General features: G+C 74.3%; 20 protein-coding genes and 2 pseudogenes. 12 read left to right on the top strand and 10 right to left on the bottom strand.

Features of this window, described 5'->3' with window-relative positions; all coding sequences use genetic code 11:
* Window positions 1–1,120, bottom strand: a 1,120-nt coding sequence (locus ACFXB5_RS41700; RefSeq protein ID WP_385218665.1) for a hypothetical protein, incomplete at its 3' end; no start/stop codon positions are given.
* A 153-nt stretch (window positions 1,121–1,273) separates the two neighbouring features.
* Here ACFXB5_RS41700 and ACFXB5_RS41705 point away from each other — a divergent pair.
* On the top strand, window positions 1,274–2,557 hold the full coding sequence (locus ACFXB5_RS41705; protein ID WP_385218667.1) for a molybdopterin-dependent oxidoreductase: 1,284 nt from the start codon (window positions 1,274–1,276) through the stop codon (window positions 2,555–2,557).
* Window positions 2,554–3,162 (top strand): hypothetical protein, encoded by a 609-nt coding sequence (locus tag ACFXB5_RS41710; protein WP_385218669.1) that lies wholly within the window; start codon window positions 2,554–2,556, stop codon window positions 3,160–3,162. The genes ACFXB5_RS41705 and ACFXB5_RS41710 overlap by 4 nt, the downstream gene beginning before the upstream one ends.
* A gap of 226 nt (window positions 3,163–3,388) precedes the next feature.
* Here ACFXB5_RS41710 and ACFXB5_RS41715 read toward each other — a convergent pair.
* The 4 genes and pseudogenes from ACFXB5_RS41715 to ACFXB5_RS41730 form a co-directional block, all read right to left on the bottom strand.
* Window positions 3,389–5,029, bottom strand: a pseudogene (locus ACFXB5_RS41715) (glycosyltransferase 87 family protein); the annotation flags it as partial.
* A gap of 3 nt (window positions 5,030–5,032) precedes the next feature.
* Window positions 5,033–5,881: a methyltransferase domain-containing protein gene (locus ACFXB5_RS41720; protein WP_385218671.1), complete on the bottom strand. Its 849-nt coding sequence runs from the start codon at window positions 5,879–5,881 to the stop codon at window positions 5,033–5,035.
* The gene (locus ACFXB5_RS41725; protein ID WP_385218700.1) at window positions 5,878–6,504 is read right to left on the bottom strand and encodes a DUF2064 domain-containing protein; all 627 of its coding nucleotides are present in this window, start codon (window positions 6,502–6,504) and stop codon (window positions 5,878–5,880) included. The genes ACFXB5_RS41720 and ACFXB5_RS41725 overlap by 4 nt, the downstream gene beginning before the upstream one ends.
* 170 nt (window positions 6,505–6,674) lie before the next feature.
* Window positions 6,675–7,397: a glycosyltransferase family 2 protein gene (locus tag ACFXB5_RS41730; protein ID WP_385218673.1), complete on the bottom strand. Its 723-nt coding sequence runs from the start codon at window positions 7,395–7,397 to the stop codon at window positions 6,675–6,677.
* A 116-nt stretch (window positions 7,398–7,513) separates the two neighbouring features.
* On the opposite strand from ACFXB5_RS41730, the gene ACFXB5_RS41735 reads away from it, so the two are divergent.
* Together ACFXB5_RS41735 and ACFXB5_RS41740 are read left to right on the top strand one after the other, a co-directional pair.
* Window positions 7,514–8,395, top strand: a complete 882-nt coding sequence (locus ACFXB5_RS41735) for a response regulator transcription factor (protein ID WP_385218675.1) — start codon at window positions 7,514–7,516, stop codon at window positions 8,393–8,395.
* Window positions 8,388–9,503: a sensor histidine kinase gene (locus ACFXB5_RS41740; RefSeq protein ID WP_385218677.1), complete on the top strand. Its 1,116-nt coding sequence runs from the start codon at window positions 8,388–8,390 to the stop codon at window positions 9,501–9,503. Before ACFXB5_RS41735 ends, ACFXB5_RS41740 begins: the two co-directional genes overlap by 8 nt.
* A 49-nt stretch (window positions 9,504–9,552) precedes the next feature.
* On the opposite strand, the gene ACFXB5_RS41745 is transcribed toward ACFXB5_RS41740, so the two are convergent.
* Window positions 9,553–10,620 (bottom strand): NAD-dependent epimerase/dehydratase family protein, encoded by a 1,068-nt coding sequence (locus ACFXB5_RS41745; RefSeq protein ID WP_385218678.1) that lies wholly within the window; start codon window positions 10,618–10,620, stop codon window positions 9,553–9,555.
* Between the two features lie 280 nt (window positions 10,621–10,900).
* On the opposite strand from ACFXB5_RS41745, the gene ACFXB5_RS41750 reads away from it, so the two are divergent.
* Entirely contained in the window at window positions 10,901–11,812 is a 912-nt protein-coding gene (locus ACFXB5_RS41750) for a class I SAM-dependent methyltransferase (RefSeq protein ID WP_385218680.1), read from the top strand.
* A gap of 77 nt (window positions 11,813–11,889) precedes the next feature.
* On the opposite strand, the gene ACFXB5_RS41755 is transcribed toward ACFXB5_RS41750, so the two are convergent.
* Complete coding sequence (locus ACFXB5_RS41755) at window positions 11,890–12,771, bottom strand: peptidyl-tRNA hydrolase (protein ID WP_385218681.1); 882 nt, start codon at window positions 12,769–12,771, stop codon at window positions 11,890–11,892.
* Between the two features lie 119 nt (window positions 12,772–12,890).
* Between ACFXB5_RS41755 and ACFXB5_RS41760 the strand changes: the two genes are divergently transcribed.
* From ACFXB5_RS41760 to ACFXB5_RS41770, 3 genes are read left to right on the top strand one after another with little or no spacing between them, the layout of a single operon-like run.
* Window positions 12,891–13,829 carry an ATP-binding cassette domain-containing protein gene (locus ACFXB5_RS41760; RefSeq protein WP_385218683.1) on the top strand — a complete coding sequence of 313 codons (939 nt, stop codon included), beginning with the start codon at window positions 12,891–12,893 and terminating at the stop codon, window positions 13,827–13,829.
* Window positions 13,826–14,494, top strand: coding sequence for an ABC transporter (locus ACFXB5_RS41765; RefSeq protein ID WP_385218685.1), 669 nt, complete (start codon window positions 13,826–13,828; stop codon window positions 14,492–14,494). The genes ACFXB5_RS41760 and ACFXB5_RS41765 overlap by 4 nt, the downstream gene beginning before the upstream one ends.
* Window positions 14,495–14,504: 10 nt before the next feature.
* On the top strand, window positions 14,505–14,657 hold the full coding sequence (locus ACFXB5_RS41770; RefSeq protein WP_385218687.1) for a hypothetical protein: 153 nt from the start codon (window positions 14,505–14,507) through the stop codon (window positions 14,655–14,657).
* A gap of 253 nt (window positions 14,658–14,910) precedes the next feature.
* On the opposite strand, the gene ACFXB5_RS41775 is transcribed toward ACFXB5_RS41770, so the two are convergent.
* Both ACFXB5_RS41775 and zapE read right to left on the bottom strand, forming a co-directional pair.
* Entirely contained in the window at window positions 14,911–16,314 is a 1,404-nt protein-coding gene (locus ACFXB5_RS41775) for an alkaline phosphatase PhoX (RefSeq protein WP_385218689.1), read from the bottom strand.
* A 243-nt stretch (window positions 16,315–16,557) separates the two neighbouring features.
* Window positions 16,558–17,673: a cell division protein ZapE gene (gene zapE, locus ACFXB5_RS41780; RefSeq protein WP_385218691.1), complete on the bottom strand. Its 1,116-nt coding sequence runs from the start codon at window positions 17,671–17,673 to the stop codon at window positions 16,558–16,560.
* A 67-nt stretch (window positions 17,674–17,740) separates the two neighbouring features.
* Here zapE and ACFXB5_RS41785 point away from each other — a divergent pair, with 67 nt between their 5' ends.
* From ACFXB5_RS41785 to msrB, 4 genes and pseudogenes are all read left to right on the top strand, one after another.
* Window positions 17,741–18,622: a pyrimidine reductase family protein gene (locus tag ACFXB5_RS41785; RefSeq protein WP_385218693.1), complete on the top strand. Its 882-nt coding sequence runs from the start codon at window positions 17,741–17,743 to the stop codon at window positions 18,620–18,622.
* A 75-nt stretch (window positions 18,623–18,697) separates the two neighbouring features.
* On the top strand, window positions 18,698–19,174 hold the full coding sequence (locus ACFXB5_RS41790; protein WP_385218695.1) for an indole-3-glycerol phosphate synthase: 477 nt from the start codon (window positions 18,698–18,700) through the stop codon (window positions 19,172–19,174).
* A gap of 163 nt (window positions 19,175–19,337) precedes the next feature.
* On the top strand, window positions 19,338–20,759 hold the full coding sequence (gene murC / locus ACFXB5_RS41795) for a UDP-N-acetylmuramate--L-alanine ligase (RefSeq protein ID WP_385218696.1): 1,422 nt from the start codon (window positions 19,338–19,340) through the stop codon (window positions 20,757–20,759).
* 14 nt (window positions 20,760–20,773) lie between these two features.
* Window positions 20,774–21,175 (top strand): annotated as a pseudogene (gene msrB, locus ACFXB5_RS41800) (peptide-methionine (R)-S-oxide reductase MsrB); the annotation flags it as partial.
* 119 nt (window positions 21,176–21,294) lie between these two features.
* Here the strand turns inward: msrB and treZ are convergent.
* Window positions 21,295–22,997 (bottom strand): malto-oligosyltrehalose trehalohydrolase (treZ, locus tag ACFXB5_RS41805; protein WP_385218698.1); only part of this gene is annotated, 1,703 nt, incomplete at its 5' end.

A 22,997-nucleotide genomic window follows, 5' to 3' on the forward strand; every position in this document is an offset into this window, starting at 1 on the left:
TCCGCCGCGCGCCCGCGACACAGGCGGGACCGGCGACCACCGACGCGACGGCCAGGTTGGCCCAGACCCAGTACGCGTACGGCCGGTCGGAAGCCACGCCCTGGTAGTAGCGCTCGACCAGCAGGGAGTACCCCTCCCACCACCGGAACCCGGCCAGCGTGAACGCCCCGGCCACCGCGGCCACCCCGGTCAGCGCGAAGGGCAGTGGCCGCGCGGTGCGGGCGAGCAGCAGTACGGCGGCGGCGGGCAGCGCCAGCAGCGTCAGTCCGTACGAGAGATAGGCCGTCAGCCCCAGCAGCAGCCCGGAGCCCAGCGCGACCGCCCCGGGTGCCCGGACCGTACGCGTCGCCGCGAGCGCCAGCAGTGCGAGCCCCCAGGCCGCGACGGCCGCGAAGTAGCCGTCGGCCGAGGCACCCACCCATACCGCCCCGGGAGCCAGGACCAGGAACGGGGCGGCCGTGCGCGCCGCCCGCTCCTGCCCCAGGGCGCGCAGCGTGACCAGGATCGCGACCGCCGCCGAGCCGCCCACGGTGACGCAGAAGGCCCCCGCCCAACCGCCGCCGCCCAGGCCCAGCCGGTCCAGGCCCACGAAGGTGAGCACGGCACCCGGCGGATGGCCCGCGATATGGGCGGGCCAGTGGTCGGGCTGAGTGAGCAGGATATGGCCGGTGAAGCCGCGCAGGGCCGCGCCGATGTCCTGGAACCGGTCGATGCCGCGCAGATACTCGTGACGCGCCGTCAGCCGCTCCGCCACCCCGCGCCGCCATCCGTCGACCAGCGCCAGCGACCAGATCCAGGCCATGGCCGCCGCCCAGACGGCCCCCAGCAGCCCCCGCCACGGCAGCCGCGCCGCCAGCCGGGGGCCATGGAGGACGACCGCCACGGCGACGGCCAGGGCGAGGGGCGTGCCGGGGCCCACATGGGGCAGCCAGTCGGCGTACAGCGGCGCCCAGTCGACGTACAGGGAGTGATCGGTCCGCTGGATCAGGGTGCCGACGACGGCGGCGACGGCGAAGACCAGGGCGGCGGCAGCGGCGGCGAGCACGTCCCGACGACGGCCGGTGGGTGTGTCGTTCTGGGTGGGCTGGATGTCGGCGCCGTTGCGGAGAGGGAGCTTCACGACGTCACGCTACGTCGCCGAGCCCGCCGCCGGGCCGCCGCGCCGCGCGCTGTCACCGGACCGTCAGATCTTCCCGGCCAGGGCCCGTGACGTCACCGTTTTGTCATGGGCTCAAGGCCGCTGGAGGCGGTGCGGCGGTCCTACGGTCATGCCATGAGCCACCCTCCCCGTACCGACCGTGATCGTCGTGCCCTGTGGCGCAGCCCGCTCCGCGGCCCCTGGCTGACGTCCGTCTTCGGCCTAATCCTGCTCTTCGGCATCCCCGTGCTCTTCGTGACCGGACTGCTGTCGTACGCCGCCTACAACCCCGATCTGTCCCCGGTCAACGACAAGACACCGGACAAGGGGCTGCTCGGCTTCTACCTCTTCTCCTGGCCGACCGACCCCTCCTGGCTCTACCGCGTCACCCAGGGGGTGCACGTCACACTCGGGATCGTGCTCGTCCCCGTGCTGCTGGCCAAGCTGTGGTCGGTCATCCCCAAGCTGTTCGCCTGGCCGCCGGTGCGGTCCGTGGGGCACGCGCTGGAGCGGCTCTCGCTGCTCCTGCTGGTCGGCGGGGGACTGTTCGAGTTCGCGACCGGCGTGCTCAACGTCCAGCTGGACTACATCTTCCCCGGCTCCTTCTACCCGCTGCACTTCTACGGGGCGTGGATCTTCATGGCCGCCCTCGTGGTCCATGTGGCGCTGCGGCTCCCGCTCATGGTGCGGACGCTGCGGAGCCGCGAGCTGCGGGCCGAGCTGCGCACCCGCACTTCCGACACCCGGCCGGAGCCGCCGGACGAGACCGGCCTGGTCAGCCCGCGGCCCGCCGCGCCGACCATGTCGCGGCGGGGCGCGCTCGCCATGGTCGGCACCGGCTCCTTCGCGCTGCTGGTGGTGACGGCCGGTCAGAGCATCGGCGGGCCGCTGCGTACGAGCGCGCTGCTCGCCCCGCACGGGCGCGAGCCGGGCCGGGGGCCGAACGGCTTCCAGATCAACAAGACCACCGTGGCCGTCGGCATCCGCGCCCGCGACATCGGCCCCGACTGGCGGCTTGTGGTGCGGGGCGCGGCGGGCCACGAGACCGTCCTCACCCGGGAGCGGCTGCTGCGGCTGGAGAGCCACGGCGCGGCGCTGCCCATCGCCTGTGTGGAGGGGTGGTCCACGGCCGACCAGCGGTGGGAGGGGGTGCGGCTGGCCGACCTCGCCGCGCTGGTGGGGCATGCCGACCGGCCGCCGAGGGTGCTGGTGGAGTCCGTGCAGCGGCACGGCTCCTTCCGCAGCGTCGTGCTGAGCGAGCACCAGGTCAGCGATCCGCGCTCGCTGCTGGCACTGAAGGTCAACGGCGCGGATCTGTCGCCGGACCACGGCTATCCGGCGCGGGTGATCGTGCCCGGGGCTCCGGGGGTGCACAACACCAAGTGGGTCGGGCGGCTGACGTTCGGGGGGACGGCATGAGGTTTCTCGGACTTCGGGGGGACGGTGTGAGGCTTCTCGGGCGGAGCCGTGTTGGGCTGCGGCGGCTGGACGGGGAGTCGCCGCTGCGGCTGGTGCTGCTGCTGTGCTCCTTCGCGCTGACCGGCTACGCCGGGCTCAGGCTGCTGAGCGGCGACTGGTTCGGGATCGCGCTGTGGTTCGTCGGCGCCGCCATCCTCCACGATCTGGTGCTGCTGCCGCTGTACGCGCTCGCCGACCGTGCCGTGGCGGCCGTGCTCCCGGCCCCGGCCCGGTGGATCAACCATGTGCGGGTGCCCGCCTTCGTCTCCGGTGTGCTGCTGCTGGTGTGGTTCCCGCTGATCCTCGGCCGGCAGGAGCGCCGCTACGAGAACGCGACCGGGCTGAGCGCCGATGTCTTCTGGCCGCGCTGGCTGCTGATCACCGCCGTACTCTTCGGCGCCTCGGCCCTGTGGCTGGTGATCCGGGTGGCGATCCGGGGGTGGCGGCGTCGCCCGGGGGCTCGGGGCGGGGCCGCGGAGGCCTCTTCGACCGGTTCGGCCGCTTCGACCGGGGAGCGGAAGCCGCCCGCCGGGCCTGCCGGGCCCGCAGGGCCCAGCCGGCCATGACCGCCGCGGCGGCGACCGCGTACCCCAGCGTCCCGACCCACGCGCCGTCGTCCACCGCACGGGCCGTCACATACTGGGCGACTCCGGCGAGCGGCAGGCCGAGCCACTCCCAGCGCCCGTCGAGGGCCACCAGCGCCACCACCAGCAGCGCGTACCAGGGGTAGCCGGGCGTCATCAGCAGGAACGCGATCCCGGTCACCACCAGCGCGCCGTGCCAGGGCCGTTGGGGATCGCCGCGCAGCAGCACCTGGGCCACGACCATGACCAGGACGGCGGCGATCACGGGGAGGGCCCAGGTCTCCGGGTTGGGGTGGAGCAGGCGCAGCAGGGCGTAGCGGTTCTTGTCGTCGGCGGCGGTGGAGCCCGTCTCGTAGCCCTCCTCGGCCACATAGCCGGTGAGATAGCCGAGGACGGAAGAGCGCGAGAGCAGGACGTACGGGAGGTAGCCGAGCGCGACGACGGCGGTGGCGGGCAGTACGACGGCCGCGGCGCGGCGGATTCGCCCGGCCGGCGAGGCGGGGCTGCCGGTGCCCGTGGCGAGGACGCCGTTGCCCGTGGCGAGGACGCCGGAGAGCGCGCCCGGCAGGGTCACGGCGGGCAGCAGCTTGGCCGCGGTCGCCGCGCCGAGCAGCGCACCGCCCAGGGCGCGGCGGCGGGGAACGGCGACGAGGCCCGCGACGGTCAACAGCACGCCGAGCGCGTCGACATGCGCGTTGTTCACCGCCTCCACCGGTACGGCCGGGCACCAGGCCCAGAGCGCGGCGCGGGCGGTCGCGAGGCGGGGGTCGCGGCGGCGCCGCGCGGCGGCGAGCAGTACGGCGGTGGTGGCGACGGACAGCAGCGCGCCGCCGGTCTGCAGGGGGAGGAGGGTGGAACCTGACGGCGCCGAGCGGTGTACAAGCAAGAAATAGCCCTCTGCGGCGGGAGGATAAATCGTATGGACCGAGGGGCGGTTCAGGCGCGTGCACTGCGGCTCGACGGAGGCGCTTGGCGGGTGATCGGGTTCCGGATCGGCGCGCGGGACGGCGCCGGGCGTGGGGCGTTCGGGTGTGGGACGTTCGGGCGTGGCGCGGTCGGGGGCGGGGCGGACGGGGGCGCGGTCGGGGCCATGGCAGGAGGAGCCCCGCGGGAAGAGCCAGCGGTCGCGCAGCGAAGCGAGCGCGGGATCCTCGGGCGCGTGGTCATAAGGGGATATGCCCGCGGCCTGCACGCGCCCATCCCAGGCGTAGCGGTAGGCGTCGGTGCTGGTGCGCGGCGGGGCGAGCAGCCCCGTGGCGGCGACCGCCGCGCTGCCCGCGAGCACGAACACGGCGGCCTGGCGGGCACCCAGGCGGCGGACCGTCCACGCGGCCGCGGCGAACAGCGCCCAGGCGATGGCGTACCAGCGGGACAGTACGCCGGGCGCGGTGTGGAAGTCGTCCCCGCGGAAGGTGAGGGCGAGGACGGCGACCAGCGAGCCGAGCAGCGTGGCCAGAGCGAGCGGAGTGACCCAGCGGCGGGCGGCACGCGCCCGCGCGGGTGGGTTGGTTGGCGCCTGCGCGGGCGGGTCGGTCTGTGCCTGCGCGGGTGGGTTGGTTGGCGCCTGCGCGGGCGGGTCGGTCTGTGCCCGCGCGGGTGGGTCGGTCCGCACCTGCGCAGATGGGGCGGGGCAGCCCCGTGGACGAAGCTTGTCCGTGTTGTCGGGCGGTGGTGCGGGGCGCGTAGGTGGTCGGGGCTCGTCCGCGCCGTCGGGCGGTGGTGCGGGGCGGTCGCGGGCCGATGGCCGAGGGGCCGGGACGGAGTGCGGCCGGGGCGCCTGATCGGGCACCCGGCCGGTCCACCGGGCGAATCGGCCGGGCCGCGGCAGGCCGCGCGGCGATGCGGGCACGGCTCAGCGCTCCGTGCCGGTCCGGGGCAGCGGCGGCGTGCGGCGCAGCGATACGAACCCGCGGTCGCGCGCGGTCCACTGCTCGACCGGGCTCCAGCCCATCGCGCGTGCGTGGTGCAGCAGCGCCCGGACGCCGACGCGGGCCCAGGGGAAGGCCGTTCCCACGTCGCCCCGGCCGTCGTCCACGCGCACCCGCACCCGCTCATCCACATCGGCCGCCGCGGCCTCCACGATCAGCAGTCCGTCGGGGGCCATGAGTTGGGCGACGCGCGCCAGCAGGGCGCGCGGATCGCCGCCGATGCCGATGTTGCCGTCGATCAGCAGCGCCGTGCCCCAGCGCCCCTCGCCGGGCAGCGGTTCGAAGACCGAGCGGCACAGCGCGGGACCGCCCGCGCGGACCGTACGGGCGACCGCCGTCTGGCTGACGTCGATGCCCAGGCAGGGGCGGCCGTGCAGGGCCAGCGCGGCCACCAGCCGACCGGGTCCGCAGCCGATGTCGAGTATCGGGCCCTGGCAGCGCCGCAGCACGGTCCGGTCGGCCGCGTCGGCGTCCGCACACCAGCGTTCGACGTCCAAGGGCAGCATCCAGCCGTCGGCCCGGCGCAGGAACAGCGGCCCTCGGCCCGCGTGGAGTGCTCGGACATAGGGGTCGGCGTGCCAGGGGGCGGCCGCGCGGCGAGCGGGCGTCCGCTCGCGCACCGCTCCGTCGCGCACAGACACGTCATGTACGGATCCCTCACGTACCGCTCCGTCGTGTACGGCCTCCTCGTGCACCGATCCGTCGTGCACCGATCCGTCGTGCACCGATCCCTCGAGCACCGATCCGTCGCGCACCGTCTCGGCCGTGCTCATCGGGCGGTGGTCCGGGACGACAGACGGGCGAGGGCCCGGGCGAACCGCCCGCCCGGGGCGTCGGCCGCCACCCGTACGGCGTCCTCGGCCGTGTCCACGTCGCGCAGCATCGGCAGGTCGCGCACCCGCAGCCCCGCGTCCGTCAGCCGACGCCGCTGGGCGGCACCGGTGCTGGCGGTGGACATCGGCACGCCCCGCAGCAGTTCGGGGTCCGGTTCGGCCAGGCCCAAGGCCCAGAAGCCACCGTCGGCGGCCGGGCCGAACCAGGCGTCGCAGTCGTGCCGGCTCCCCGGTGTCAGCGCTGGGGCGAGGAGGGCGGGGGTGACCTGCGGGGTGTCCATGCCGATCAGCAGGGTGGCGCCCCGGCAGGCGGCGAAGGCCGCGGCGAGCCGTTCGTCCAGACCGCCGTCGCACTGCCCCACCACCTCGAATCCCGGCGGCAACCACGGGCCGGGGTGTCCGTCGAGCACCAGCACCCGGCGCCGGGCGGGCATGGCGAGCGCGGCGTGCAGCGTGTCGGCGAGGGCCGCCTCGGCGAGCAAGGCGGCTTCGGTGGGGGTGTACGGGGGAGTGAGCCTGGTCTTCACCCGGCCGGGCACCGGCTCCTTGGCGATGATGAGCAGCGTCGTCCCGTCCGCGTGGGCCGCCCGGGAGCCGGTGTCCGTACGGACGTCCGCACCGGCGACCGGCCGCCCGTCGGCGCTACCTGGGCCGGAGTCGAGGCGGTCCGGAGCCGAGGAGGTCTCCGTCGCGTGGGCCTCCGCCCCGTGGGCCTCCTCGTGTGGAGCGGCGCTCACCGCGCGGCCCTCGTGGGGGTGGCGAGGTCGCGGACCTCCGGCGGCTGGCGCAGCACGGCGCGCATATCGCGCACCGTGTGCCAGGTGCCCCGCCAGGTGCCGGTGACCTTCGACTTCCCGGTGCGCGGCCGGTACGGCACGTCGCGCTCCTCGATCCGCCATCCGGCGTCGGCGGCCCGCACGACCATCTGCAGCGGATAGCCGCTGCGGCGGTCGGTGAGGCCGAGGGCGAGCAGCGGTTCGCGCCGGGCGGCTCGCAGCGGGCCCAGGTCGCCCAGCGTGAGACCGGTGCGCCGCCGCAGCATGCGGGTCAGCGCGAGGTTGCCGAGCCGGGCGTGCACCGGCCAGGCTCCCCGCTCCTGGGGGCGTCGCCGGCCCAGCACGAGGTCGGCGTCGCCCGCCGCCACGGTCCGCACGAAGGCGGTCAGCAGCCCGGGGTCGAGCGAGGCGTCGCAGTCGCAGAAGCAGACGATGTCGGCCTCGGCGGCGAGGAGCCCGGCGTGGCAGGCGGCGCCGAAGCCACGGCGGGGTTCGTGGACGACGGTGGCGCCGTGGGCGCGGGCGATCGTGGCCGAGCCGTCCGTGGAGCCGTTGTCGACGACGATGGCGCGCCAGCCGTCGGGGATGCGGGCCAGCACCCAGGGCAGGGCGGCGGCCTCGTCCAGACATGGCAGGACGACGTCCGCACAGGGGGTGGTCGAGTTCGTCACCCGCACCACACTACGAAGGAGAAAGCGACATTTCGGGCTTCAGGTTCTTACGAAACACGGACGTCGGCCGGGCGGCGGGCTCCCCGGCGCCCCCTGGTGCCGCACCCGGTGTCACGCTGTGGGGCATGCAGCAGAACCCCACTCCCACCCGCGTGCTCGTCGTCGACGACGACCCGACCGTGGCCGAGGTCGTCGCCGGGTACCTCGGCCGGGCCGGCTTCGCCGTGGACCGGGCCGCCGACGGCCCCGGGGCGCTCGCCCGCGCCGCCGCCCGCCGGCCGGACCTGGTCGTCCTCGACCTGATGCTGCCCGGCATGGACGGGCTGGAGGTGTGCCGCGCGCTCCGGGACAAGGGCCCGGTGCCGGTCATCATGCTCACCGCACGCGGCGACGAGGAGGACCGCATCCTCGGCCTGGAGATCGGCGCGGACGACTACGTCACCAAGCCGTTCAGCCCGCGGGAGCTGGTGCTGCGCGTGGAGTCGGTGCTGCGGCGCGGCCGGACCGGTCCGCGGGCCCCCGGCTCGTCCGGCCCCGGCCCCGGCCAGGGCCCCGGCCCGGACCCGGACGAGGTGACGCACCGCGCCGGGATCACCCTCGACCCCCTGGCCCGGCGCGCCACCCGGGACGGCCGGGAGCTCGCCCTGACCGTGCGCGAATTCGACCTGCTGGCCTTTCTGCTGCGCCACCCCGGGGTGGCCTTCACCCGCGAGGAGCTGATGCGCGAGGTGTGGGGCTGGGACTTCGGCGATCTGTCCACCGTCACCGTCCATGTGCGGCGGCTGCGCGGAAAGGTCGAGGACGATCCCGCCGCGCCCCGGCTCATCCAGACCGTATGGGGCATCGGCTACCGCTTCGACGCCCCGCCCGAGGCCGACGACGAGGCCGACGACGAGCCCCACGGCGAGAGACGGCGGGACGAGGGACACGGGGACGAGGGGCAACGGTACGAGGGGCGCGCGGACCAGGGGCGGGACGCGGGACGGGGGCCGGGCTCCGATGCGTGATGTGCTCCTCATGGCGGTGTTCGCCTTCCTCGGCGCGGCGGCGGCCGGTCTGCTGGGCGCGCTGGCGCTGCGGCTGGTGCGCGGCCGTTCGGTCGCGGTGTCCCTCGCCGTCGTCGCCTCCGTCGCGGTCACGGCGATGCTCACCGGGACGCTGGCCGTCGCCTGGGCGATGTTCCTGTCCCCGCACGACCTGACGGTGGTCACGACCGTCTGTGCCATGGCCGCCGTGGTGTCCCTGGCCACCGCGCTGCTGCTGGGCCGCTGGGTGGTCGCGCGCAGCAACGCGCTGGCCCTCGCCGCCCGCTCCTTCGGGGACGGCGGGAGCTTCGCCGCCCCCGACGGCCAGGCCACCGCCGAACTCGCCGCGCTCGGCCGTGAACTGGCCGCCACCAGCGCCAAGCTGGCCGCCTCCCGCGAGCGTGAGCGGGCCCTGGAGTCCTCCCGCCGGGAGCTGGTCGCCTGGATCTCCCACGATCTGCGCACCCCGCTGGCGGGGCTGCGCGCGATGTCCGAGGCGCTGGAGGACGGGGTGGCTCCGGACCCGGACCGCTATCTCCGCCGGATACGCACCGAGGTGGAGCGGCTGAACACGATGGTCGGCGACCTCTTCGAGCTCTCCCGCATCCACGCCGGGGCGCTCTCCCTCGCGCCCACCCGGATCTCCGTCTACGACCTGGTCGGCGATGCCCTCGCCGGGGTCGATCCGCTCGCCCGCGAGCTGGGCGTCCAGCTGATCGGCGACCGCGTGGACCCCGTCCCGGTGGAGGTCGACGGCAAGGAGATGACCCGTGTGCTCGGGAACCTCCTCGTCAACGCGGTCCGCCGCACCCCGGCGGACGGCACGGTCGCGGTGTCCGCCGCGCGCGAGGCGGACACGGTCGTGCTGTCGGTCACCGACGGCTGCGGCGGAATTCCGGAGGAGGACCTTCCGCGCGTCTTCGACACCGGTTGGCGCGGCAGCGACGCCCGCACACCCCCGGCGGGTGCCGGTCTGGGCCTCGCCATCGTCCGTGGCATCGTCGAGGCCCACGACGGCCAGGCGGCGGTCCGCAATGTCGACGGCGGCTGCCGCTTCGAGGTCCGCCTCCCCGCCGCCATCACGTCCTGAACGACCCCGCTCCCGTCACACCCGCCTCACGCCCCCGCTCACACCCGCCTCACACCCCCGCCCGTTGCGGGGCGTGGGCGAATTCGGTCATGCCCTCGTGGAACGAGACCGCCGGGCGCCAGCCCAGCTGGTCGCGGATCCGGCGGGACGACGCGGTGATGTGCCGGACGTCGCCCAATCGGTAGTCGCCCGTCACCACGGGCGCGGGGCCGCCGAACGCCGTGGCCAGGGCCGTGGCCATCTCGCCCACCGTATGGGGGTCGTCGCTGCCGGTGTTGTACGCGGTCAGCGCGGCCGGGGCCGCCACGTCCGGCGCCGCCTCCAGGGCGGCGACATTGGCGGCCGCCACGTCACGTACATGGATGAAGTCCCGGCGCTGGCCCCCGTCCTCGAAGACCGTGGGCGCCTCGCCGCGCGCCAGGGCCGAGCGGAAGAAGGAGGCGACGCCCGCGTAGGGGGTGTCGCGCGGCATCCCAGGCCCGTACACATTGTGGTAGCGCAGCGACACCGCGCGGCCGCCCACCGACCGGGCCCAGGCCGCCGCCAGGTGTTCCTGGGCCAGCTTCGTCGTCGCGTACACATTGCGGGGATCGGCTGGTGCGTCCTCCCCCACCAGGCCGGGCCGCAGCGGGGTGCCGCACTCGGGGCAGAGGGGGTCGAAGCGGCCCGCCGCGAGGTCCGCCTCCGCGCGCGGGCCGGGACGGACCCGGCCGTGGCGGGGGCAGTCGTAGCGCCCCTCGCCGTAGACGACCATCGACCCGGCGAGGACCAGGTCGCGCACCCCGCGCTCGGCCATCGCCGCCAGCAGCACCGCCGTGCCCAGGTCGTTGCAGCCCACATAGGCCGGGGCGTCCGCGAAGTCCTTGCCGAGGCCGACCATCGCCGCCTGGTGGCATACGGCGTCCACTCCGCGCAGCGCCGCGAGGACCGCCTCCCGGTCCCGCACATCGGCGTGGATCCACTCCCCGTCCACGGATGGCGGAGCCGGACGGGTGGCGGTCGGGTGAGCGGCGGGAAGCAGGGCGTCGAGGACGACGGCCTCATGGCCGTGCTCGACGAGGGCGGTGACGATGTGCGAGCCGATGAAGCCCGCACCTCCGGTGACCAGTACGCGCATGGGGGCGACGCTAGGCCCGAGCGGGCGTCCGGGCCCGCCCCCGCGCCGTTCCGTCACCGCTCCGTAAGACCTTCTGGAGGAGGCGTGGTCACAGAATGGTCACAAGGGGGACGGCCCCGCGTTGCCTTTCACTGCGACCGTGGCGGCCACTCGCGTCCCTGGGGCCCCGTCCCCGAGGTCTGTTCTCCTGGGGCTCACGGACACGTTCAGACACGATCAATCGGATAGTTCAACCGGACACGTCTCTCAAGACCGCCGCCATCGACGAACAGAGAGCCACATGACGGTCACCACCGCCCCCGCGGCCCAGCGTCCCCGCTGCCTCAACGACGTCAAGGGATGGTTCCCCAGCCTTGACCAAGTGCTGTTCGATCGCTTTCTGAGCCGCCAGGAGCGCCTCGGACAGCGCGGGGACCTGATGGAGATGGGTGCCTACATGGGCAAGAGCGCCATCTTCACCGCCACCTATATGCGGGCGAACGAGCGTTTCACGATCTGTGACCTCTTCGACGCCGAGGCGCCGGACGAGAAGAACGCGGCGGAGGCGCGTAAGTCGTACTCCACCCTGACCCGCACCGCCTTCGAGCAGAACTACCTGGCCTTCTGGGACGAGCTGCCGAACGTCATCCAGGGCCCCACCTCCGTCGTGCCCGACCACGTCGGCGCGAACACCTGCCGCTTCATCCACGTGGACGCCTCGCATCTGTACGAGCACGTGGCGGGCGACATCGACACCGCGCACAACACGCTCGTGCCCGACGGCCTCGTCGTCCTCGACGACTTCCGCTCCGAGCACACCCCGGGCGTGGCCGCCGCGACCTGGGAGGCGGTGTTCACGCGCGGCCTGCGGCCCATCTGCCTGTCCACACAGAAGCTCTACGGCACCTGGGGCGACCCGGAGCCGATCCAGGACGAGATGCTCGCGGACGAGGAGTGGCGCAAGGGGATGCACACCAGCGTGCAGGAGATCGCGGGCCGCCGGGTGCTGCGGTTCTCGGGGAAGCCCGCGAACCCGACCCCGCCCACCTCCCGCTTCGTCAATGAGCCGCGCGACCCGGCTCCCGAGCCGCGCTCCGCGTCCACCGCACCGGCGTCCGCGCCCGCGGCGCGCCGCCCCACCGCGGTCCGGCGGTTCGCCGCCGATGTGCTCCCGCCGTTCGTCACCCGCGCGATCCGCCGCCGCAGGGGATAGCGCCCCGGGCGCGGAGGGAGCCCGGGGGACTGTCCGTCCCCGGGCTCCCAAGGACTCCCGGCGCCGCGGACGACGCCTTACCGCCGCCGCAGTGCCGGGTGGTCCGCCACCACCGTGCAGGACCCCGGCGCGATCTCGGTGAACCCCGCGTCGCGCACCACCGGCAGGCCGCTCGCGGTGAGCTCGTCCCACCGGTCGGCCGACGCCGTACGCACCGCCAGCGGGAACCCGGCCTCGCGCCAGGCCGCCCGCGCCGCGTCGTCCAGCTCCCACCAGGCCAGCTGGGCGCCGTGCCCGGCCTGGGCCATCGCCTTGCCCGCCGACATCTCCACCTGGGGGCTCAGCCACAGCACCGGACCGGTGGGGTCGGGGGCGGGCGGCGGCTCGGGGTCGTCCAGGTCGGTGCCGGAGACCTGGAGCTTGGCCAGCTCCTTGGGCCAGCCGTCCAGCGGTACCGGCGGGAACACCCGCACCTCGGCGGCCACCGACGAAGCCCCGTCCCCGCCCTCGTGCCCGTCCCCGCCCCCGTCCTCGTGCCCGTCCCTGCCCCCGTCCCCGTTCACGTCCTCGGCCGTGGTCGGGTCGGGTGCCCGGCCCGTGACCGTGATGCCCGGCAGCCCGGCCGCGCGCCGCCACTCCGCGCCGCGCGCCCGCCGTACGACCTTGCGGATCCGGGCGTCCTGCCAGTCCCGTACGGCCTGCGCCCACTCGCCGTCGGCGGCCGTCGACCGCTCGTCCGACAGCAGCACCAGCACGGCGCGCGCCGCCGTCTCCAGGGCATCCGTACGCGCCGGGGGCGCGGCCTTCTCGATCCGGACCACCAGGGGCAGGACGAACTGCGGCGCGGCGTCCCGGTCGGTCTCGGCATGCCGGAAAGGGCTGCTGCGGGCGCCGGATCCGGTGCCCTGGTGAGCGGTTGTCCGGGTGCCGGTCTCGGTGTCGGCGTCGATGCTGGTCACGCGCCAAGTGTGCCAGGACCGCCGCCAGGGCCTCCGCGCGCCGGGGGCTTCCCCTCGCCGGGGGCTTCCCCTCGCCGAGGGCCTCCCCTCGCCGAGGGGCGCGCCTATGCTCAACCGGCATGAGACTGCGAGGAGTCGGCCGCCGCTACGGCCTGGGCGGACCCTGGGTGCTGCGGGGTGTCGATCTTGAGGTGCCGCCGGGTTCGCTGACCCGTATCCAGGGGCGCAACGGCAGCGGCAAGTCCACGCTGCTGCGGCTGCTCGCCGGGATCGACGCCCCCAGCGCGGGCCGGATCACCGGCCGCCCGGCGACCGCCTACGTCCCGGAGCGATTCCCGGCCGAGCTGCCCTTCTCCGCCCTCGGCTACCTCACCCACCTGGGCCGGATCCACGGGCTGTCCCGCGCCGCGGCGGCGCGCGGGGCGGGGGAGTGGCTGGAGCGGTTCGGCGCGGACGGCTACGCCGGTACCCCGCTCGCCGAGCTGTCCAAGGGCACCAGCCAGAAGATCGCCGTGGCACAGGCGCTGCTGGCCGCCCCCGGCCTGCTGGTCCTGGACGAGGCGTGGACCGGCCTCGACCAGTCCGCACGCGGGGTGCTGGACACGGCTGTCGCCGAGCGCGTCGCCGACGGCGGCGCGGTCGTCTTCGTCGACCACGACCCACGCCGCCTGGCCGGGGCTCCGGACCGCGTCCTGCGCGTCACCGAGACCCGGCTGGAGCCGGTCGACGGCACGGTTCGGCCGTCGGCGGCGCAGGACGGGCCCGGCGTCGGGCCACGGGTGCTGGTGGAGGCCGAGGGACGGCCGGGGGCCGGGTTGCCCGATGAGCTGTCGGGCGCCGTGGTGCGCGAGTACGGTCCCGCGCCCGCGCATGGGGGCGGGGCCGACGGTCCGGCGGGGCGGGGCGTACGGCTGACGGCCGAGGTGGGCGCCGCCGACTCCGACGCCCTGCTCCGCACCCTCCTGACCGCCGACCCGCCCTGGCATATCCGCGCGGTGACGACCATCGACGACAACGACACCCAGGATCCCGCCCAAGGGGCGAAGGAGAAGGCATGATCGCGCTGCTGCGCTATCAGGCGGCCCTGCTGGCCCGCTCGCACCGCTGGCTGCCGCCGTTGCTGCTCTACGGCGCGTTCCTGGGGATCGGGGTGCAGACCGGGCAGCCGATCCTCGACTCGCTCGGCTACGCCGCCGCCGCGCTGCTGCCCGTCGCCGCCTGGCTGGTGCGGGCGTGCGTCACCCAGGAGCCCGCCGCGGCCCGCGACTGCGCCTCGGCGGCGGTGGGGCCCGGCCGGGTGCACCTCGCCTCGGTGCTGACCGCGCTGGGCGCGGCACTGGTGCTCGGCACCGTCGGGACGCTGTTCGTCGCGGCGGTCAGCGATCCGTACACCGCCGACCACCTGCATGAGATCCCCGTGCCCGAGGCGACCGTCTCCGGGCTGCTCACCGCGGTCGCGTGCGCGCTGCTCGGCACGGCCGTCGGCGCGCTGTGCAACCGTCCGCTGCTGCGCCGCCCCGGCTGGGCGATCCCGGCCACGCTGCTCGCCGCGCTGCTGGTGTCGGTGGCCGGTGCCTCGCCCGCGAACGCCGCCGTGTCGGGGCTGGTCGACGGCTCGCACAGCGGCACCGTGCCGATGCCCCTGCTGCCCCTGGCCCTGACCGGCGCGGCCGCCGCCGGGGCGACCGCGTTGGCCTGCGCGCTGAGCTCCCGCCGGTCGTAGGGTTCGGGTCATGGACGACCGTACGGACCTCCCCGAGGGCCCGCCGTATGCCGACTGCGTGCAGTGCGGCGAGCCCACCGAGTACCCCGTCGCGCGCCCCGTCGCGACGCTGTGCCCCGTCTGCGAATGGCAGGAGGCCCAGCGCACGGCGTGCTCCGGCTAGCGACCGCCCACCGGGTGCCCCGGCGGGGACGGCCCACCGGGTGCCCCGGCAGACGGACAGTCACTCCGCCGGACAGGCGCTAAGCAGGTCGGAGGAAGTCCGCTACGGTTCGGGCAGCGCCCCGAAGGGGCGCGGGGCTGTGTCGATATGCGGCTCCGCCGCGGCTGTGTCGATGTGCGGCTCCGCCGCGTGGGACCAGCCACGACGGCGCCGCAGTCGGCCGACGACGCATCGCGCACTTCCCGCGGAGCGCTCAGCGACGCCAGGGCCCCGTCACGGCGAACGTCGTGCCCGGGGTGTAGCAGTTCACGTACATCGTGCGGCGGTCCGGCGCGAAGGTGACGCCCGCGAACTCGCCCCACTCCGGCTCCTCCGGTGAGCCAATGTTCTGCTGCCCCCGCGCCATCGCGTAGACCTCGCCCTGCCGGGTCACCCCGAAGACGTGCTGCGCGCCGTTGCCGTCCTCGCAGACCATCAGGCCGCCGCTGGGCGCGAGCGTGATGTTGTCGGGGGACTCGCCGGGGAGCTGGACATCCGTCCCGGGGCCGAAGACGATCACCAGCGTGAGGCGTCTGCGGTCGGGGTCGTAGCGCCAGATCTGGCCGAAGTGGTCGGCCGCCGAGCCGTCCGCGCTCTTGGCGAAGCTGGAGACGAAGTAGACCGACGTACCGCCCCAGTAGCACCCCTCCAGCTTCTGGGCGTGGGTGATGCTTCCGGGGCCGAAGTCCTGGAAGCGGATGGGGGTTTGGCGGGCGAGCGGATCGGGGACGTCCACCCACTCGACGCGGTCGAAGGTGGTGCCCGGCTCCTGGATGGTGGACAGATCGGGCACCCCCGGCACCCGCAGCGCCTGCAGCTCCCCGCCCGCGCGCAGCGAGCCGATGCCGCCGAGCGGTTTCTTCGGCCGGAAGCGGTAGAAGAGCCCGAAGGGCTTCTCGAAGGCGTCCTCGGTCTCGTAGACGACGCCGCTGCGCGGATCGACCGCGATGGCCTCGTGCTGGAAGCGGCCCATGGCGGTGAGCGGTACGGCGCCGGTGCGGCGCGGATCGTACGGGTCGACCTCGAAGATGAAGCCGTGGTCCTTGGTGTAGCCGTTCGTGCCGGCCCGGTCCTCGGTTTCCTCGCAGGTCAGCCACGTGTGCCAGGGGGTGGGGCCGCCCGCGCAGTTGACCGCGGTGCCCGCGATGGCCACTCGTTCGGACAGTACGTGGTTGCCGGGGCCGAGCTCCAGGGCGGTGCAGCCGCCCAGGCCCATCGGGTCGTAGGTGAGGCCGTTCACGGCGGGGACGCGGATGGCGGCGTCGTTACGGTTCTCATGGTTGCGGACCAGATGCGTACGGCCGCCGTGGCCGCCGGCGCGGCCCGGGAAGGCGGCCATGCCGTCGCAGTGGCTGGGGACCTTGCCCTCGCCGGACCGGAGTTCGTCGCCCTCGCGCGAGAGCACCCGGTAGCGGAATCCCTCCGGGAGGTCGAGCAGTCCGTCGGGGTCGGGGACCAGGGGGCCGTAGCCACCCCGGCCGAGTGGTGGGGAATCCGGTTCGGCGGCCGCGGCCGTTCCGGCGAAGAGCTCGGAGACGCTGCCGGTGAAGGCGATCGAGGCGATGGTGGCCCCCAGCGCGCCGGTGCGGCCGAGAAGCTGACGTCGTGTCGCTGACATGCGGTAACTCCCTGCTGGCGGACAGAGAAGATGACCGGATGTGTGTATCACGCGCGCGGGTGCGCGGGAACCATTCGATCAGCGATGCGCGGGAACTGTCTGCTCCACGCGGCGCGGCTGGCGAGTGAGCCGAAGGGGCGCGCCGGTGTCGAAAGGGAGAGCGCGCGCAGGGCCCGAGGAACGAGGGCCCGAGCACGGTCGACCGTCGACACCGGCTGAGGCGCCCCGGAGGCGAACCGAGCCCTAAAAAGAAGGGGCGAACCCCTTCGCGTCCCGGGCCAGCGCGGTGAGCCGGGATATCGCCCGGAAGTACTTCTTCCGGTAGCCGCCGCTCAGCATCTCCTCGCTGAAGAGCTGGTCGAACGGCACCCCGGAGGCCAGCACCGGCACCTCGCGGTCGTAGAGCCGGTCGGCCAGCACCACCAGCCGCAGCGCGGTGGACTGGTCGGGGACCGGGGCGACCCCGGTCAGGCAGACGGCCTGGACGCCGTCGCACATCGCGCCGTAGCGGCTCGGATGCATCTGGGACAGGTGGTCAAGCAGGGCGGGGAAGTCGTCCAGGGAGGCGCCGGGGACGCGGTGCGCGGCCCGGGTGACCGTCTCGTCGGAGTGCGGTGGCGGGGCCGCGGGGAGGCCGCGGTGGCGGTAGTCCTCGCCGTCGATGCGCAGCGTACGGAAGCGGGCGGACAGCCCCTGTATCTCGCGCAGGAAGTCGGCCGCGGCGAACCGGCCCTCGCCCAGCTTGCCGGGCAGCGTGTTGGACGTCGCGGCGAGCGCCACGCCCGCCTCGACCAGCTTGCCCAGCAGCGTGGAGACCAGGACGGTGTCGCCCGGGTCGTCCAGCTCGAACTCGTCGATGCACAGCAGCCGGTGCCCGCTCAGGGTCTTCACGGTCTGCTGGAAGCCGAGCGCGCCGACCAGGTTCGTCAGCTCCACGAAGGTGCCGAACGCCTTCAGCTCGGGGGCGGCCGGGGTGGCGTGCCACAGAGAGGCCAGCAGATGGGTCTTGCCGACGCCGTAGCCGCCGTCGAGGTACATGCCGCGCGGGCCGCGGTTCGCGGCGGGCTCGGCCTTCCGGCGGAACCAGTGCCTGCGGCGCCCGCCCTTCGCGTCCGCGCCGCCGCCGAGCCGTGCGGCGAAGGCTCTCAGCGCCTCGACCGCCTCGGCCTGGCTGGGCTGGCCGGGGTCGGTGATGTAGTTGTCGAAGCTCACGGTGGCGAAGCGGGGCGGCGGCACCATCTCGGCGACCAGGCGCTCCGCCGGAACCTGCGGCGCACGGGCGGTGAGGGCTGCGGGGGCTTCAGTGGCTTCGGCGGCTATGCGGCCTGCCGAGCCGGATGCTGTGGTTGGTGCAGACACGGATGTCCAGGGTAGTCGCTCTTCACCCGACCACTGTCCGAGAGGGAGGCATGTCACACTGCGGCCTATGCGACGCCTGTTCCCCGTGCCTGTCCCCGCGCCTGCCGAAACACCTGCCGAAACACCTACCGGAACGCCTGTCGAAACGTCTGCCGCGATGCCTGCCGCGACGCCCGCGGGGATTTCCGCCGGAACGCGCGCCGAGGACCGCGAATGGACCCTTGGTGAACTGGCCGACGCCTATGCGTACCCGGAGCCGCCGCTCGGCCCCTCCGGCGCCTGGCTGCGGGCCAACATGGTGTCCTCGCTGGACGGGGCGGCCCATCACGACGGCCGGTCGAAGCCCCTGTCCTCCGACGCCGATATGCGGATCTTCGGGGTGCTGCGCGGGCTCGCCGACGCCGTCGTCGTGGGGGCGGAGACCGTGCGCCGCGAGGGCTACCGCCCGGCGCGCGCCCGGGAGGCGTTCGCCGAGCGGCGGGCGGCGCTCGGCCAGCCGCCCGCGCCCGCGATCGCCGTCGTGAGCGCGAGCCTGGAGCTGGACTTCGCGCGGCCGCTGTTCACCGAGCCGCTGGTTCCGACGATCGTGATCACGGGCGCGGCGGCCGCGGAGGAGCGGATCGAAGCGGCCCGTGCGGCGGGGGCCGAGGTGGTGTTCGCCGGGGCCGGGCCGTCCGGGCGGGTGGACGCGGCGGCGATCGTGACCGCGCTCGCGGGGCTCGGCCACACCCGGCTGCTCACCGAGGGCGGCCCCACGCTGCTGGCGGAGTTCGCGGCGGCCGGGGTGCTGGACGAGCTGTGTCTGGCGGTGGCCCCCCTGGTCACCGCGGGGGACGCGAAGCGGATCATGAACGGCCCCGTACTGGCGGAACCGGAACGCTTCACTCTCGCTTCCGTTCTGGAGGAAGCCGGGTTTCTTTTCACCCGCTACCGTCGGATTTACCAATAACTCATAAAAACGTCTGTAAACCCGCGAATGGGATCGCGAAGGAGAAGGGCATCCGCCGTGTTCACGAGCGTATTGATGATTGAGAAGCCCCTGACCCCCGCCGACGTGGAATTCGTCACCACCCTGCACGGCGATGATCCGGTCTCCTTCGTCGTCCTGATGCAACCCCGGGGCAGCAAGGACCGGCTGCTGCGCGCGATCGACGACATCGCCCTCGGCGAGCTGGAGCAGGCCGCCCAGGAGGGGGACGAGCCGGAGGGCAAGGAGGCGCTGGAGCCCGCCGAGCGGGCGCTGACCCACTCGGTGGCGGCGCTCGAGGCGGCCGGGAGCCGGGCCCGGGGCCATGTCGTCCAGCGCCGTCCGCTGGAGGTGCTGCGCGGGGTGGTGGAGGAGACCCGGGCCGATGAGGTGATCGTGCTCACCGCCCCGCACTTCGTGGAGGAGTTCTTCCACCGGGACTGGGCCTCGCGGGCGCGCCACAAGGTGGGGGTCCCGGTGCTGAAGCTCTTCGCGCACGCGGTGGACGAGGACCAGCCCTCGGCTGGCGGCTGAGCCGCGGCCCGGCCCGGTCCCGGTGGGCATCGGCTGAGCCCCGGTCCCGGTCCAGGCCCGGCGGACGGCCCTCGCGGCCCTCGCGGCCATCGGCGGGGGCGGGCCGCCGGGGGTGCGAGAATCGGCCCGACAGCACACACCGCGAACCAGGGGAGACCCGTACATGGCACCGGCCGGCACCGCCTCCGACACGCTGGATCGACCGCACTTCATCGGCATCGGCGGCGCCGGGATGTCGGGCGTGGCGAAGGTCCTCGCCATGCGCGGCGCACGGGTCTCGGGCAGCGACACCAAGGACTCGCCGATCGTCGGGGCGCTGCGTGAGCTCGGCGCCACGGTGCACATCGGCCACTCCGCCGATAACCTCGCCGCCGACGCCACCAGCGTCGTCATCTCCAGCGCCATCCGCGACGACAACCTCGAGCTGGTCACGGCGCGGGAGCGCGGTATCCCGGTGGTGCACCGCTCCGACGCGCTCGCCGCGCTGATGGACGGCTCCCGGCCGATCGCGGTCGCGGGCACCCACGGCAAGACGACCACGACCTCGATGCTGGCCGTCTCGCTGCGCACCCTCGGGCTGGACCCGTCGTACGTCATCGGCGGCGATCTGGACGCCCCCGGCTCCAGCGCCCTCCACGGCGCGGGCGAGATCTTCGTCGCCGAGGCCGACGAGAGCGACCGCAGCTTCCACAAGTACGCGCCCGAGGTGGCGATCATCCTCAATGTGGAGCTCGACCACCACGCCAACTACGCCTCGATGGACGAGATCTACGAATCGTTCGAGACCTTCGTCGGCCGGGTCCGACCCGGCGGCGCGCTGGTGATCTCCGCCGACCACCCCGGCGCCCGTGAGCTGACCGCCCGGGTCACCGGGCGCGACGGGCTGCGGGTGCTCACCTACGGCGAGGACGCGGGCGCGGACGTGAGAGTCCTGGCCATCGAGCCGCACGGGCTGACCAGCGAGGTCACCGTACGGCTCGCGGAGTCCCTGGGCGGCGCGGAGCTCACCTTCACCGTCTCCGTCCCCGGTCGGCACTACGCGCTCAACGCCGTGGCCGCCCTCACCGCGGGCGCCGCCCTCGACGTCCCGGCCCCGGAGCTGGCCCCCGCCCTCGCCTCGTACACGGGCGTCAAGCGGCGGCTCCAGCTCAAGGGCACCGCGGCCGGGGTGCAGGTGGTCGACTCCTACGCCCACCACCCCACCGAGATCGCCGCGGACCTCGAGGCGATCCGCGGCGGCGCCGGGGAGGGCCGGGTGCTGGTGGTCTTCCAGCCGCATCTGTTCAGCCGCACCCAGGAGCTGGGCACCGAGATGGGCGAGGCGCTCGCGCTCGCCGACGCCTCCGTGGTCCTGGACATCTACCCCGCCCGCGAGGACCCGGTCCCCGGCGTCACCAGCGCCCTGATCATCGACGCCGCGGCCCGTCACGGGGCGGATGTGACCGCCGAGCATGACCGGGACGCGGTGCCCGAGCTGATCGCCGGAATGGCGAAGCCGGGTGACCTTGTTCTCACCATGGGCGCTGGCGATGTGACCGACCTCGGTCCGGAGATCCTCGCCCGTCTGCAAAGCCCGGAGAACTGAGGAGGTCCGTCCCCATGGCGTACGAGATCGACAAGCCGGAGGAGCAGTGGCGCGCGGAGCTGACTCCGCAGGAGTACCACGTACTGCGGGAGGCCGGTACCGAGCGTGCCTTCACCGGTGAGTACACCGATTCCAAGACGGTCGGCGTCTATTCGTGCCGGGCGTGCGGGGCGGAGCTCTTCCGCTCTGAGACGAAGTTCGAGAGCCACTGCGGCTGGCCGTCGTTCTACGACCCGGCGGACAGCTCGGCCGTCGAACTGCTCGAAGACCGCTCGCACGGCATGGCCCGCACCGAGGTCCGGTGCACCCGCTGCGGCTCCCACCTGGGCCATGTCTTCTCGGGCGAGGGCTACCCGACCCCGACCGACCAGCGGTACTGCATCAACTCCATCTCGCTGCGGCTGAGCCCCGAGGAGAGCTGCCCCCGGGGCCCGGGGAGAGCTGCCCCCGGGGCCCGGGGAGAGCTGGCCCCAGGGCCCGGGGAGAATTGACCCCGCGGAGAGGCTCAGGCGCCTCGGCCTGAGCCTTGGGCTCCTCATCGTGAGCCGCAGCGCAGCACGGCGGCGGTCTCGGGCGGCAGCCTCAGCATGCCGTCCGGGCCCGGCAGCTCGACCCGCCGCCAGGCGGCCACCACCTCGGTGACCTCGCCGGTCCGGGGCCCGAGCCAGGTCTTGACCGGCTGGTCGCCCGGGTTGAGCAGAACCCGCAGCGGGCCGCGCTGAAAGCTGAAGCAGCCGTCCGAACCGGAGGACAGGCCCGTGTACGACCAGGTGGGGTCGGTCAGGGCCGGTTCGGCGCGGCGCAGCGCGATCAGCCGGCGGTACCAGTCGAGCAGCGCCCGGTGCGGCTCCCGCTCCGGCTCCCGCCAGTCGAGGCAGGACCGCAGCCGGGTGGCCGGGTCCTGGGGGTCGGGCACGTCCCCCGCCGCCCAGCCGTGGGCGGCGAACTCGCGGCGGCGGCCGGACCGCACCGCCTCGGCCAGCTCCGGATCCTGGTGGTCGGTGAAGTACTGCCAGGGCGTGCGGGCGCCCCACTCCTCGCCCATGAAGAGCATGGGGGTGAAGGGCGCGCACAGCACCACGGCCGCCGCACAGGCCAGCAGCCCGGGGGAGAGCCGGGCGGAGAGCCGGTCGCCGATCGCGCGGTTGCCCACCTGGTCATGGGTCTGGGCGTAGCCGAGCAGCCGGTGCGCGGGGGTGGTGTGGGTGTTCAGCGGACTGCCGTGGCGGCGGCTCCGGAACGCCGAATGGGTGCCGTCGTGGAAGAAGCCGCCCATCAGCGTCTTGACCAGCGCTCCGGGCCCCTCGGCGGCGAAGTCGGCGTAGTAACCCTGCCGCTCACCGGTGAGGAATGTGTGCAGGGCGTGATGGAAGTCGTCGTTCCACTGCGCGTGCAGACCGTGGCCGCCCGCCTCGCGCGGGGCGGTGGTGCGCGGATCGTTGAGATCGGACTCGCCGATGAGGAACAGCGGACGGCCGGTGCGGGCGGCCAGCGCGTCCACGGCGGCCGACAGCTCGGCCAGGAAGTGCCGGGCCCGGGTGTCGCGCAGCGCGTGCACCGCGTCAAGCCGCAGCCCGTCGAGGCGGAAGTCACGCAGCCAGGCGAGCGCGCTGCCGATGAAGTACGCGCGCACCTCGTCGGAGCCGGGCGCGTCGAGGTTGACCGCCGCGCCCCAGGGGGTGTGGTGGGTGTCGGTGAAGTACGGGCCGAAGGCCGGGAGGTGGTTGCCGGAGGGGCCCAGATGGTTATGGACCACATCGAGGACCACGCCGAGGCCGTGCCCGTGCGCGGCGTCCACGAAGCGCGCCAGCCCCTCCGGCCCGCCGTAGGGCTCGTGCACCGCCCAGGGCGCCACGCCGTCGTACCCCCAGCCATGGGTCCCGGGGAACGGGCAGACGGGCATCAGCTGTACATGGGTGATGCCCAACTCGGCCAGATGCGGCAGCTGTTCGGCCGCAGCGTCGAAGGTGCCCTCATGGGTGAAGGTGCCGATGTGCAGCTCGTAGAGGACCGCGCCCGGCAGCGGCCGTCCGAACCACTCCCGCTCCCAGCGGAAGCGGGAGTGGTCGACCACCGCGCTCAGCCACTCCGGGCCGTCCGGCTGGCGGCGGGAGCGCGGATCGGGGAGCGGCGGGCCGTCGTCGAGCGCGAAGCCGTACCGCGTGCCGGGCCCGGCCTCGGCCTCGGCCCGCCACCACCCCGCGCGGCCCGGGTCGGGCTCCATGGGACGGTCCCGCC

Source organism: Streptomyces sp. NPDC059455 (assembly GCF_042750115.1).
Lineage (GTDB): Bacteria > Actinomycetota > Actinomycetes > Streptomycetales > Streptomycetaceae > Streptomyces > Streptomyces endocoffeicus.

What these genes read in the sequence shown, in the direction of transcription:
- ACFXB5_RS41705 (WP_385218667.1), top strand. Translation starts at nt 1,274, where the DNA reads ATGAGCCACCCTCCCCGTACCGACCGTGATCGTCGTGCCCTGTGGCGC.
- ACFXB5_RS41710 (WP_385218669.1), top strand. Translation starts at nt 2,554, where the DNA reads ATGAGGTTTCTCGGACTTCGGGGGGACGGTGTGAGGCTTCTCGGGCGG.
- ACFXB5_RS41720 (WP_385218671.1), bottom strand. Translation starts at nt 5,881, where the DNA reads ATGAGCACGGCCGAGACGGTGCGCGACGGATCGGTGCTCGAGGGATCG.
- ACFXB5_RS41735 (WP_385218675.1), top strand. Translation starts at nt 7,514, where the DNA reads ATGCAGCAGAACCCCACTCCCACCCGCGTGCTCGTCGTCGACGACGAC.
- ACFXB5_RS41740 (WP_385218677.1), top strand. Translation starts at nt 8,388, where the DNA reads ATGCGTGATGTGCTCCTCATGGCGGTGTTCGCCTTCCTCGGCGCGGCG.
- ACFXB5_RS41745 (WP_385218678.1), bottom strand. Translation starts at nt 10,620, where the DNA reads ATGCGCGTACTGGTCACCGGAGGTGCGGGCTTCATCGGCTCGCACATC.
- ACFXB5_RS41750 (WP_385218680.1), top strand. Translation starts at nt 10,901, where the DNA reads ATGACGGTCACCACCGCCCCCGCGGCCCAGCGTCCCCGCTGCCTCAAC.
- ACFXB5_RS41760 (WP_385218683.1), top strand. Translation starts at nt 12,891, where the DNA reads ATGAGACTGCGAGGAGTCGGCCGCCGCTACGGCCTGGGCGGACCCTGG.
- ACFXB5_RS41765 (WP_385218685.1), top strand. Translation starts at nt 13,826, where the DNA reads ATGATCGCGCTGCTGCGCTATCAGGCGGCCCTGCTGGCCCGCTCGCAC.
- ACFXB5_RS41770 (WP_385218687.1), top strand. Translation starts at nt 14,505, where the DNA reads ATGGACGACCGTACGGACCTCCCCGAGGGCCCGCCGTATGCCGACTGC.
- ACFXB5_RS41775 (WP_385218689.1), bottom strand. Translation starts at nt 16,314, where the DNA reads ATGTCAGCGACACGACGTCAGCTTCTCGGCCGCACCGGCGCGCTGGGG.
- ACFXB5_RS41785 (WP_385218693.1), top strand. Translation starts at nt 17,741, where the DNA reads ATGCGACGCCTGTTCCCCGTGCCTGTCCCCGCGCCTGCCGAAACACCT.
- ACFXB5_RS41790 (WP_385218695.1), top strand. Translation starts at nt 18,698, where the DNA reads ATGATTGAGAAGCCCCTGACCCCCGCCGACGTGGAATTCGTCACCACC.
- murC (WP_385218696.1), top strand. Translation starts at nt 19,338, where the DNA reads ATGGCACCGGCCGGCACCGCCTCCGACACGCTGGATCGACCGCACTTC.